This window comes from Rhodopseudomonas sp. G2_2311, from assembly GCF_047501505.1.
GTDB lineage: Bacteria > Pseudomonadota > Alphaproteobacteria > Rhizobiales > Xanthobacteraceae > Rhodopseudomonas > Rhodopseudomonas palustris_H.
The window spans coordinates 115,821-126,433 of the sequence record NZ_JAZDRK010000014.1 but is presented as its reverse complement, the minus strand read 5'-3'; the positions used below and the strand labels follow the sequence as shown (position 1 = coordinate 126,433).

12 protein-coding genes and 1 tRNA gene are annotated in these 10,613 nt (G+C 65.0%); 8 read left to right on the top strand and 5 right to left on the bottom strand.

What is annotated here, in order from left to right; genetic code table 11:
* The 3 genes from lptC to VRZ08_RS17895 all read right to left on the bottom strand — a co-directional run.
* On the bottom strand, positions 1-677 hold a 677-nt coding region (lptC, locus tag VRZ08_RS17905), incomplete at its 3' end, for an LPS export ABC transporter periplasmic protein LptC (RefSeq protein WP_414533379.1).
* A gap of 229 nt (positions 678-906) precedes the next feature.
* Positions 907-1,521 (bottom strand): ribonuclease D, encoded by a 615-nt coding sequence (locus tag VRZ08_RS17900; RefSeq protein WP_414533378.1) that lies wholly within the window; start codon positions 1,519-1,521, stop codon positions 907-909.
* Positions 1,522-1,689: 168 nt separating this feature from the next.
* Positions 1,690-1,774 (bottom strand) — tRNA-Leu (locus VRZ08_RS17895).
* 160 nt (positions 1,775-1,934) lie between these two features.
* Between VRZ08_RS17895 and VRZ08_RS17890 the strand changes: the two genes are divergently transcribed.
* The gene (locus tag VRZ08_RS17890) at positions 1,935-2,900 is read left to right on the top strand and encodes a complex I NDUFA9 subunit family protein (RefSeq protein ID WP_414533377.1); all 966 of its coding nucleotides are present in this window, start codon (positions 1,935-1,937) and stop codon (positions 2,898-2,900) included.
* A gap of 49 nt (positions 2,901-2,949) precedes the next feature.
* Here VRZ08_RS17890 and VRZ08_RS17885 read toward each other — a convergent pair whose 3' ends face one another.
* Positions 2,950-3,756, bottom strand: a complete 807-nt coding sequence (locus VRZ08_RS17885; protein WP_107353690.1) for an undecaprenyl-diphosphate phosphatase — start codon at positions 3,754-3,756, stop codon at positions 2,950-2,952.
* Between the two features lie 199 nt (positions 3,757-3,955).
* Between VRZ08_RS17885 and VRZ08_RS17880 the strand changes: the two genes are divergently transcribed.
* On the top strand, positions 3,956-4,648 hold the full coding sequence (locus VRZ08_RS17880; protein WP_414533376.1) for a glutathione S-transferase family protein: 693 nt from the start codon (positions 3,956-3,958) through the stop codon (positions 4,646-4,648).
* Positions 4,597-5,805, top strand: coding sequence for a tRNA epoxyqueuosine(34) reductase QueG (gene queG / locus VRZ08_RS17875; RefSeq protein ID WP_414533375.1), 1,209 nt, complete (start codon positions 4,597-4,599; stop codon positions 5,803-5,805). Before VRZ08_RS17880 ends, queG begins: the two co-directional genes overlap by 52 nt.
* Before the next feature lie 172 nt (positions 5,806-5,977).
* Here the strand turns inward: queG and VRZ08_RS17870 are convergent, their stop codons facing one another.
* On the bottom strand, positions 5,978-6,763 hold the full coding sequence (locus tag VRZ08_RS17870; protein ID WP_414533374.1) for an alpha/beta hydrolase: 786 nt from the start codon (positions 6,761-6,763) through the stop codon (positions 5,978-5,980).
* A gap of 320 nt (positions 6,764-7,083) precedes the next feature.
* Between VRZ08_RS17870 and infC the strand changes: the two genes are divergently transcribed.
* The 5 genes from infC to VRZ08_RS17845 all read left to right on the top strand — a co-directional run bounded on the left by infC (position 7,084) and on the right by VRZ08_RS17845 (position 10,568).
* On the top strand, positions 7,084-7,623 hold the full coding sequence (gene infC, locus VRZ08_RS17865) for a translation initiation factor IF-3 (protein ID WP_107342314.1): 540 nt from the start codon (positions 7,084-7,086) through the stop codon (positions 7,621-7,623).
* Between the two features lie 334 nt (positions 7,624-7,957).
* Positions 7,958-8,158: a 50S ribosomal protein L35 gene (rpmI, locus tag VRZ08_RS17860; protein WP_011155610.1), complete on the top strand. Its 201-nt coding sequence runs from the start codon at positions 7,958-7,960 to the stop codon at positions 8,156-8,158.
* A gap of 83 nt (positions 8,159-8,241) precedes the next feature.
* Positions 8,242-8,601, top strand: coding sequence for a 50S ribosomal protein L20 (rplT, locus tag VRZ08_RS17855; protein WP_011155609.1), 360 nt, complete (start codon positions 8,242-8,244; stop codon positions 8,599-8,601).
* Positions 8,602-8,744: 143 nt separating this feature from the next.
* The gene (pheS, locus tag VRZ08_RS17850; RefSeq protein ID WP_414533373.1) at positions 8,745-9,827 is read left to right on the top strand and encodes a phenylalanine--tRNA ligase subunit alpha; all 1,083 of its coding nucleotides are present in this window, start codon (positions 8,745-8,747) and stop codon (positions 9,825-9,827) included.
* Positions 9,828-10,064: 237 nt separating this feature from the next.
* Positions 10,065-10,568 carry an endonuclease domain-containing protein gene (locus VRZ08_RS17845; protein ID WP_414533372.1) on the top strand — a complete coding sequence of 168 codons (504 nt, stop codon included), beginning with the start codon at positions 10,065-10,067 and terminating at the stop codon, positions 10,566-10,568.
* The last annotated feature ends 45 nt before the right edge of the window (positions 10,569-10,613 follow it).

Genomic DNA, 10,613 nt, shown 5'->3' with positions numbered 1-10,613 from the left:
GGCGCGGGCTGCGCGGCGGGGGCCGGTTCTCCGAGCGAGGCGTTGTCGATGTTCATCACCACGCCGCCCTCGAACCGGATCAGGTCGCCCTTTTCGGTAATCCGCATCCGCTGGCCGCGCAGCGTGCCGCCGTCCCATTTGACGTCGACCGGCGCGTCGGAGGTGACGGTGCCTTTGCCCATGTCGATGTCGGCCTGGGTCATCCAGGCCTCGGTGCCGGTCGAATTGTGCAGATAGACGTCCTTGTTCAGCTTCAGAAGCTGTGCCTTGGTTTCGAACTGGCCTTCGCGCGACTCGATGATGACGGTGGACTGGTCCTCCGACTGCACCTTGGCGCGCAGCGTGTGCAGATCGACGTGATCCTGGCTGGTCAGATCCTGGGTGGCGGTGCGGGCCCACATCTCGTAGGGGCGGCCGTCATTGGTGAAGCCGGCCAGATGCGGCGACTCCATCGTGATCTTGGTGCCTGAGACCACTAGATCGCCGACGTCGATCGGCAATTTCGACAGATAGCGGAACGGGTTGAACACCGAGATCGCGATGATCACCGCCATCGACAGCACCACGACCAGCGGCACGGCGAGCCGCAGCGTGCGCACCAAACGGCTGTGGCGCGCCGCTGCCGCGAAGCGCGCCTCCATTCCGGTCTGATAGGACGACAACTGAACCGCTGTCACCGCTGCTCCCGAGCTCGTCTCGCGCGTGTTACGGAGCCGTGCGCTCCGTCCTCCGGAGCGCCGCTTCGAGCGCGGTCTCCAGTCTGCAATACATCCTTAAGCTTATCTTAATCACCCCGGCAGGGGAGGGCCATGGCAGGCCCCGGCCCATCAGACCGAGGAGTATGACCGAAACGCGGCGCAGGGTGCCGCTCGGGCGCAGGAACCTCCGGGCGGGCCGCCCAGCCGGTCACGAATGAGCGAAAATGTCCTCTTCGCTCCAGCCGTCGAGGTCGAGCCGGGCGCGGACGGGCAGGAAGCCGAAGCAGGCGGCCGCCAGCTCGGTGCGATTCTCCCGCGCCAGCATGGTGTCGAGCTTGTCGCGCAGCGCGTGCAGGTGGAGCACGTCGGAAGCGGCGTAAGCGAGTTGCGCGTCGGTCAGGGTATCGGCGCCCCAGTCGCTGGACTGCTGCTGCTTCGACAGATCGACGCCGAGCAGTTCGCGCAACAGGTCCTTCAAGCCGTGCCGGTCGGTGTAGGTTCGGGTCAGGCGCGAGGCGATCTTGGTGCAGTACACCGGCTGCGGCATCACGCCGAACGCCTTGTACAGCGCCGCCAGATCGAATCGGGCGAAGTGGAAGATCTTCACCACGGCCGGATCGCCGAGCAGCTTCTTCAGGTTCGGCGCATCGTTCGACCCTTGCGGGATCTGCACCACATCGGCGCTGCCGTCGCCGTTCGACAATTGCACCACGCACAGCCGGTCGCGATGCGGATGCAGCCCCATCGTCTCGGTGTCGATCGCCACCGAATTTGTATAGCGGGAAAGATCCGGCAGGTCGCCGCGATGCAGGCGGATCGTCATGTGTCGCAAACCTTTGGGCCATGGAGGAGAGCGCCGAACGCCCCGAATCGGCAGCCCAACCTATCGCCCCGATCCGCGCGACGCGAGGGGCGGCGCCACCTTGCGGTGGACGTCTCGAACCGATGTCGATGTGAAGAGATGCGGATACGAGAAGAAGGGCGTGGGCAATGGTGCCCAGGAGAGGACTCGAACCTCCACGGTGTTACCCACTGGTACCTGAAACCAGCGCGTCTACCAATTCCGCCACCTGGGCCCGGGGCGCTTGATAGGGAGGCGTTACGGAAAAGTCAAATGGCTTCCGCCAACCAAATCCGCTGTACACCGGAAGGTTGATGGCGTAACGCGAAACCGCCAGAATGTCCGCGAATTCCCGGACGTCTAAAGACGCTCCTCCGCGATCAGGATCAGCCCGCATGACTTCGAATATCGACACGCTCGTCACGGTTTTCGGTGGCTCCGGCTTCCTCGGCCGGCACGTCGTCAGCGCGCTGGCGCGGCGCGACTATCGGATTCGGGTCGCGGTGCGCCGGCCGGAGCTCTCTGGGCATCTGCAGCCGCTCGGCCGCGTCGGCCAGATCCACGCCGTGCAGGCGAATCTGCGTTACCCCGAATCGGTCGCGGCGGCGATGCGCGGCGCGCATGTGGCGATCAACCTGGTCGGCATCCTCGCCGAAGGCGGCGCGCAGAAGTTCGACGCGGTGCAGGGCAGCGGCGCCGCCAACGTGGCGCAGGCCGCGGCGGCCGCCGGCGCCCGGATGGTGCATGTCTCGGCGATCGGCGCCGATCCGAACTCGCCCGCCCGCTACGCCCGCAGCAAGGCGGCCGGCGAACAGGCGGTGCTCGCCGCCGTGCCGCAGGCCACCATCTTCCGTCCCTCGGTGGTGTTCGGCCCCGAAGATCAGTTCACCAACCGCTTCGCGGCGCTGGCGCGGTTGTCGCCGGTGTTGCCGCTGGTCGGGGCCGATACCAAGCTGCAGCCGGTCTATGTCGGCGATGTTGCGACCGCCATCGCCGATGCGGTCGACGGTCTGGCCAAGCCGGGCGCGACCTACGAACTCGGCGGTCCGGAACAGCTGACGATGCGCGAAATCATGCGCATCATTCTGCAGACCACCGATCGCAATCCGCTGCTGGTGCCGCTGCCGTTCGGCCTCGCCAGCCTGCAGGCGTTGCTGCTGCAATTCGCGCCGGGCGCCTTCAAGCTGACGCCGGATCAGGTGCGGATGCTCGAGGTCGACAACGTGGTGTCGGAAGCCGCCAAGTCGGCCGGGCTGACGCTGCAGGGCCTCGGCATTCAGCCCGATTCGCTGCAGGCGATCGTGCCGTCCTATCTGTGGCGGTTCCGCAAGACCGGCCAGTTCGCGCGCAAGACCGCGTAAGCGAACCGCAGCGGCGTCCGTCAAGGACGCCGCGTTCCGCGAGACGTTGTTACCGCCCCAGCGCCAGCGCGATCAGGCCGAGCGTGCCGACGATCACGCGCCACCAGGCGAACAGCTCGAAGCCGTGGCGGGTGACGTAGCTGAGGAAGGTCTTCACCACGATGATCGCGGTGATGAACGACACCACGAAGCCGATCGCCACGATGATCAGGTTGTCGGCGGTCATGTCGGCGTGGTTCTTGTAGAGATCGTACACGAACGCGCCGAGCATCGTCGGGATCGCCAGGAAGAACGAGAATTCGGCCGCCGAGCGCTTGTCGGTGCCGAGCAGCATCGCCGCCACAATGCTGGCGCCCGAGCGCGACACGCCCGGGATCATCGCGGTGCACTGCGCGCAGCCGATATAGAAATAGGTCAGCAGCGGGAACGCGGTGGCGTCGTGATAGCGCGGCTTCAGGTCGAGCTGGTCGACCCACAGCAGGATCGCGCCGCCGACGATCAGCGAAAAGCACACCACCCACGGATTGAACAGGTAGTGCTTGATATAGCCGCCGAATGCCGCGCCGATCACCGCTGCCGGGAGAAACGCCACCAGCACCCCGATGACGAAACGGCGGGCATTGGCATCGGTGAACATGCCGAGCGCGATTCGCCACAATTTCACGAAATACAGCGCCAGAATTGCCAGGATCGCTCCGAGCTGGATCAGCACCGCGAAGCTCTTCCAGAAGTTGCCTTCGCCGAGATTGAAGAACCGCTCCGCCAGCAACAGGTGGCCGGTCGAAGATACCGGCAGGAATTCAGTGACACCCTCGACGATGCCGAGAATGACGGCTCTGATGATATCGATGAGCATGGAATTGTCCGCTGCAAGGGATCGGGCGCCCGCGAGGCCGGACCTTGTCGCCTATTCCCCAAGGGGTCGCAACGTCAAAAATGCGCCTTTCGGTGCCTTGCGTCCGCGTCGCATGAGACTAGTTTGGCCGCCTCCCGAAGAGCCTTTTCGATGCGATCCGCCACGGTTTGTTAAGCTCTTCGAAACTATCTAGGTCAGCATGTACACCCTGTTCCACCACCCGTTCTGCCCGCTGTCGCGGTTCATCCGCCTTGCGCTCGGCGAACACGGTCTCGATCTCAGGTTGGTGGAGGAGCGGTCCTGGGAGCGGCGAACGGCCTTCCTGGCGCTCAATCCGGCCGGAAGCACGCCGGTCCTGGTTGCAGAGGGGCGCCCCCCGATTCCCGGCGCCGGTGTGATCGCCGAGTTCCTCGACGAAGTGCACGGCGTTGAAATGGGTGACCGGCGGCTGCTGCCGCAGTCCACCGCCGAACGCATCGAGGTGCGGCGGCTGCTGTCGTGGTTCAATGACAAGTTTTTCGAAGAGGCCTCCGGCCCGCTGATGACCGAGCGCATCTACAAGCGCTTCATGAGCGAGGAGGACGGCGGCGGGCCGCCGGCGATGGACGTGATCCGCGCCGCCAATGCCAATGTGCGCTATCATCTGGCCTATATCGGCTGGCTGGCGCGCACCCGGAACTTTCTCGCTGGCGATCGCATGACCTATGCGGATCTCGCCGCCGCGGCACACCTGTCGGCGATCGACTATCTGGGCGACGTGCCATGGATCGAGGACGAGGCGGCAAAGGCCTGGTATGCGCGGATCAAATCGCGCCCCTCGTTCCGTCCGCTGCTGAGCGAATGGCTCGCAGGCGTGCCGGCGTCACGGACCTACGTGGATCTGGATTTCTGACCATCGCCGACGGACAGCCCGCATCGGCCGCACCCGGCGATGCGTTGAAGGCGGAAATCGCCGACCAGGCACGCGCGCTCGGCTTTGATGCCTTCGGAATTTGCGCGCCGGACTCGATTCCCGAAGCGCCGGCGCGGCTGCGCGCGTTTCTCGACGCCGGTTATCACGGTGACATGGCCTGGCTTGCCGATCGTCCCGAGCGCCGCTCCGATCCGCGGGTGATGTGGAGCGAGGTCCGAAGCGTGATCCTGCTCGGCTTCAATTATGGTCCGGATACCGATCCGCGCGCCGTGCTGACGCGAAAGGATCGCGGTGCGATCTCGGTCTATGCGCAGGGCGATGATTATCACGATGTCATCAAGGCCCGGCTGAAGCAGTTCGCCCGCTGGCTGGTCGCCACCGCCGGCGGCGACGTCAAGGTGTTCATCGATACCGCGGCGGTGATGGAAAAGCCGCTGGCGCAGGCCGCTGGCCTCGGCTGGCAGGGCCGGCACACCAATCTGGTGTCGAAAGGCCGCGGGTCCTGGATGTTTCTCGGCGCGGTGTTCACCACGCTCGATCTGCCGCGGGATGCCGCCGAGCACGATCATTGCGGCTCATGCCGCGCCTGCCTGGACGCCTGTCCGACCGGCGCGTTTCCGGCGCCGTATCAGCTCGATGCCCGGCGCTGCATCTCGTATCTGACGATCGAACACAAAGGCCCGATCCCGCGCGAGTTTCGCGCGCGCCTCGGCAACCGGATCTACGGCTGCGACGATTGTCTCGCCGCCTGCCCCTGGAACAAGTTCGCCCAGGCCGGTCGCGAGGCCAAGCTCGCCGCCCGCGACGGCTTGCGCGCGCCGGCGCTCAGTGAGTTGGTGGCGCTCGATGACCCGTCATTCCGGGCGCTGTTCACCAAATCACCGGTGAAGCGCATCGGCCGCGATCGCTTCATCCGCAACGTGCTGATCGCGATCGGCAATTCGGGCGACCGCGAGCTGGCGCCCGAGGCCGAACGGCTGCTCGCCGATCCCAGTCCGGCGATCCGCGGTGCCGCGGCGTGGGCGCTGGGGCAACTGCTGCCGCCTGAGCGCTTCGCGGCCCTGAAGGCGGCGCATCTTGCCGGTGAGGCCGATGACGGTGTGCGGGCAGAGTGGGGCGGAGACGCTGCTGAGTAGGGCGCTCCCTCCCCCCCAACAGATCGTCATCCCTCGCGAAGGCGAGGGATCTAGTATCCCAGGGCGCCCACGAGCCGATCTCTCTGGAATACTGGTTCGCCCGCCTGCGCGGGCGATGACGATTTATGATGCGGTTATGATGCGGCTGGGCGACGCCGGGCGGGCCCCGCTGTCAGCCCAGCTCCTCGACCGCAGCCAGCATCCGGGCGATGTCCTGCGGGCGGCTGAGCCGGTGGTCGCCGTCCTGGATCATGGTCAGGACCACGTCGTCGGTCGGTAGCCGCTCAGCCAGTTCGAAGGCGTGGCGCCACGGCACGTCTTCGTCCTGTTTGCCTTGCAGGATGCGCACCGGGCAGCCGACCTCGATCATGCCGCCGAGCACGAGGTGATGGCGGCCGTCTTCGATCAACGCCTTGGTGATCGGGTAGGGCTCACCGTATTCCGAGGGGCGATGCCAGACGCCCTTGGTCTCGATCTCGGCGCGAATCTCGGGTGAAAAACCCTTCCACATCAGCGCTTCGGTAAAATCCGGCGCCGGCGCGATCAGCACCAATCCGGCCAGCTTGGCGGCCGACTCGCCGCCGCGGCGGCGCAGGGCGCGGGCCAGCAGCAGCGCCATCCAGCCGCCCATCGATGAGCCGACCACGATTTGCGGACCGCGCGCGTAGGCGTCGAACACCGCCAGGCTCTCTTCCAGCCAGCGGCCGATGGTGCCGTCGGCGAAGCTTCCGGAGGATTCGCCATGGCCGGAATAATCGAACCGGACGCAGGCGCGGCCGCGCGCTTCGGCCCATTGGTCGAGCGCGGTCGCCTTGGTGCCGGTCATGTCGGAATTGAAGCCGCCGAGCCAAAACAGCCCAGGGGAGGCGCCCGGCCGGGGGCGGACCGCAATCCGCCGCGCCGCGGCGCCATCGCCGACGGTGATGAAGTCCGGCGCCGGTTCGGATGGTTTTGTCATGGATCAACAACCTCGTTGCCGGGTTGGTTTGCAGTACGCGGCGAGGCGCCGTCAATGCCGGCGCCTCAGGGCGTAGCGCGACGGAAGCCGCGCGGCGAAGTGGCCGGCTTTGCGTTTATGCGGAAGTCGGCTTGCCGCTCGGCGGTTCTTCCGCCACACTGCGCGCGGATCAAAAAGGGCATTGACCCTGGTATCGACGCTGAGTGGTTTTGCGTCGGATCGCGCTTCGACCTATATGAAGCGCGCGGATCCGACCAGCAGCCGTACCTGCCTCGATCCCATCGTTCGCCGTCAACGTTCACAAGTGTGGAGAAGAACCCATTCGCCGTCCCAACAGAGCGCCGCCCCCCGTAGCCAAGGACGGGCCGCGCACCAACGATGAAATCCGCAATTTCGAGATCCAGCTGATCGACCAGACCGGTGTGAACCAGGGCAAGGTCGAGACCATTGTCGCGATCAAAATGGCAATGGACGCAGGCATGGATCTGGTCGAGATTTCGCCGACCTCGTCGCCGCCGGTCTGTAAGATCATGGACTACGGCAAGTACAAGTATTCGGCGCAGAAGAAGGCCGCCGAGGCGCGCAAGAAGCAAAAGATCGTCGAGATCAAGGAGATCAAGCTCCGCCCGATGATCGACGACCACGATTACAACGTGAAGATGAAGGCGATGCTGCGCTTCTTCGAGGAAGGCGACAAGGTCAAGATCACCTTGCGCTATCGGGGACGCGAAATGGCTCACCAGGAGATCGGCACCAAGCTGCTCGAAAAGGTGAAGAACGACGTCGCTGAAATCGCCAAGGTCGAGCAGGACCCCCGCTTCGAAGGCCGTCAGGTCGTGATGGTGCTGGCGCCGCGCTGACGCGGATCCGGGTTTTCGATTTCAGAACGAACAAGGCCCGCCAGCGATCTGACGGGCCTTTTTCTTTGCCGCTTTCTTTGCCGTGGCGTTCACCCGTCGTTTGGCAGGACGCGTCGGCGGTGCTCGATCTTCCGCCTTACACGTTGCCAACCGGCCTCCGCTCTGCCATAAGCGCAGCCTTCATCGCCCGGCTGATCAAGGGCTGCCGTGGCGATGGCCCTGCCGACCTGCCTCGATCTTGAGAATGGTCGTGCAATTTCAACGCTCTAACGAGCATGTCCGCCGCCGCAGAGCGCCCCCGGGGCGCTTTTCGCGCGTGGCAAAGGAGAGCCAAATGCCCAAGTTGAAGACCAAATCGGGCGCCAAAAAGCGCTTCAAAGTGACCGCCACCGGCAAGGTGATGTCCGCCCAGCGTGGCAAGCGCCACGGCATGATCAAGCGTACCAAGAAGCAGATCCGTCAGCTTCGCGGCACCCGCGCGATCTTCAAAACCGACGGCGACAACATCAAGAAGTATTTCTTGCCGAACGCCTGACCGTTCACGCCGCGCCTTGCGCGGCAGCCTCATCGGGCCGCATCGCGGCCGTCCAAACCAAATTCAGATGAAGGAGATCAGTCATGGCTCGCGTTAAACGCGGTGTGACGGCTCACGCCAAGCATAAGAAGGTCTACAAGCTCGCCAAGGGTTATCGCGGTCGTCGGAAGAACACGATCCGCACCGCCAAGGCTGCGGTCGACAAGGCCGGCCAGTACGCGTTCCGGGATCGCAAGCGCAAGAAGCGGACGTTCCGCGCGCTGTGGATCCAGCGCCTCAATGCCGCGGTGCGTCCGTTCGGCATGACCTACAGCGTGTTCATCAACGGCCTGTCGAAGTCCGGCATCGTCGTCGACCGCAAGGTGCTGTCGGATCTCGCGATCAACGAGCCGGCGGCGTTCCAGGCGATCGCCGAGAAGGCCAAGGCTGCGCTCGCGGCCTGAGGTTCATTCGAGGCCGCATCGGCGGCCCCGACGTTCAACGGGTTGACCGTCATCGCCGGGCTTGACCCGGCGATCCATCTTTCGAGAAGCGATGGATGCCCGGGTCAAGCCCGGGCATGACTTCTTGAGAGGAACGGCGGCTCATGTCCAATCTCGAAAACCTGCAATCCCAAATCCTCGCCGATATTGCGGCGGCTTCAGACGAGGCCGCGCTCGAAGTGGTCCGTGTCGGAGCGCTCGGCAAGAAGGGCTCGATCTCGGCGCTGCTCGCCACGCTCGGCAAGATGGACCCCGAGCAGCGCAAGACCGAGGGCGCCGCGATCAATCGGGCCAAGGAAGCGGTGACCGAGGCGCTGACCGCCCGCCGCGACGTGCTGAAGGCCGCCGCGCTCGACGCCAAGCTCGCCGCCGAAACCATCGACGTCACCTTGCCGATGCGCGAGCCCGCCGCCGAGCAGGGCCGGCTGCATCCGCTCAGCCAGGTGTGGGACGAGCTCACCGCGATCTTCGCCGACATGGGCTTCTCGATCGCCGAAGGTCCGGACATCGAGACCGACGACTACAACTTCACCAAGCTGAACTTCCCCGAAGGCCATCCGGCCCGGGAGATGCACGACACCTTCTATTTCAACCCGAAGGAAGACGGCTCGCGCCTCTTGCTCCGCACCCACACCTCGCCGGTGCAGGTCCGGACCATGCTGTCGCAGCGGCCGCCGATCCGGGTGATCTGTCCTGGCCGTACCTATCGCAGCGACTCGGACCAGACCCACACGCCGATGTTCCATCAGGTCGAAGGCCTGGTGATCGACAAGGGCAGCCATCTCGGCCACCTGAAGTGGATCCTGCACGAGTTCTGCAAGGCGTTCTTCGAGGTCGACAACGTCAATATGCGGTTCCGGCCGTCGTTCTTCCCGTTCACCGAGCCGTCGCTGGAAGTCGATATCCAGTGCCGCCGCGGCAAGGACGAGATCCGGTTCGGCGAAGGCGAAGACTGGCTGGAGATTCTCGGCTGCGGCATGGTGCACCCGAACGTGCTGACCGCCTGCGGCCTCGATCCGGACGAGTATCAGGGCTTCGCCTGGGGCATGGGCATCGATCGCATCGCGATGCTGAAATACGGCATGAGCGACCTGCGGCAGCTGTTCGAAGCCGACGTGCGCTGGCTCAATCACTACGGCTTCAAGCCGCTCGACATCCCGACGCTGGCGGGGGGATTGAGTTCGTGAGTTGGACGTGCGCTGGCGCGGTGCTCGGCGCAAGTGCCCTCACCCCAACCCTCTCCCGCAAGCGGGAGAGGGGGCAGGCCGCGGCTTGCGGGAGCTGATCGACTGAACTTGAGCGCCTTGAGTTGAAGACAGTTAGTCATTGAGATGATTGAAGACCTCACAACGCCGCACGGCGAGCTCCCTCTCCCGCTTGCGGGAGAGGGTTGGGGTGAGGGCGAGGCGGGGACGGAGCTTGCGATGGACGATTCGAAGCAGCCGACTCCGAAACCGAGCTGGAACGTCCCCCCGAGCCAGCGCCGCCATGCGCGCGAGCTGCGCAAGAAATCCACCGACGCCGAGCGATTGATGTGGGGCGAGCTGCGCGACAAGAAGCTCAATGGGTTTTCGTTCAAGCGGCAGGTGCCGATCGGGCCGTACATCGCCGACTTCGCCTGCCATGCGAAAAAGCTGGTGGTCGAGATCGACGGCGGGCAGCATTTCTCGGACGACAGTGAGCGCAGCGATGCTGCGCGGACGGCGGCGATCGAAGCGCGCGGGTTTCGGGTAGTCCGCTTCAGCAATTCCGAGGTGATGGGCAATCGTGAGGGCGTGTTGCAGAGCATTGCGACCGAGCTTGCGGCAAGGGCCCTCACCCCAACCCTCTCCCGCAAGCGGGAGAGGGAGCGCGCCGAGCGCGCGGCCAAGCCACGGCTTACACAAGCCAATTCAACACAGCGCCCGTCATCAGACGATTCGGACTAACCATATGACCCGCAGCCTCTCCATTCGGCACGGCCCACCCCTCTC

Excerpts from the sequence above, each read along its gene's own strand:
- VRZ08_RS17900 (WP_414533378.1), bottom strand. The coding sequence starts at position 1,521 with ATGACGATCCGCCTGCATCGCGGCGACCTGCCGGATCTTTCCCGCTAT.
- rplT (WP_011155609.1), top strand. The coding sequence starts at position 8,242 with ATGGCTCGCGTTAAACGCGGTGTGACGGCTCACGCCAAGCATAAGAAG.
- VRZ08_RS17885 (WP_107353690.1), bottom strand. The coding sequence starts at position 3,756 with ATGCTCATCGATATCATCAGAGCCGTCATTCTCGGCATCGTCGAGGGT.
- VRZ08_RS17880 (WP_414533376.1), top strand. The coding sequence starts at position 3,956 with ATGTACACCCTGTTCCACCACCCGTTCTGCCCGCTGTCGCGGTTCATC.
- pheS (WP_414533373.1), top strand. The coding sequence starts at position 8,745 with ATGTCCAATCTCGAAAACCTGCAATCCCAAATCCTCGCCGATATTGCG.
- VRZ08_RS17845 (WP_414533372.1), top strand. The coding sequence starts at position 10,065 with ATGGACGATTCGAAGCAGCCGACTCCGAAACCGAGCTGGAACGTCCCC.
- queG (WP_414533375.1), top strand. The coding sequence starts at position 4,597 with ATGGCTCGCAGGCGTGCCGGCGTCACGGACCTACGTGGATCTGGATTT.
- VRZ08_RS17890 (WP_414533377.1), top strand. The coding sequence starts at position 1,935 with ATGACTTCGAATATCGACACGCTCGTCACGGTTTTCGGTGGCTCCGGC.
- VRZ08_RS17870 (WP_414533374.1), bottom strand. The coding sequence starts at position 6,763 with ATGACAAAACCATCCGAACCGGCGCCGGACTTCATCACCGTCGGCGAT.
- rpmI (WP_011155610.1), top strand. The coding sequence starts at position 7,958 with ATGCCCAAGTTGAAGACCAAATCGGGCGCCAAAAAGCGCTTCAAAGTG.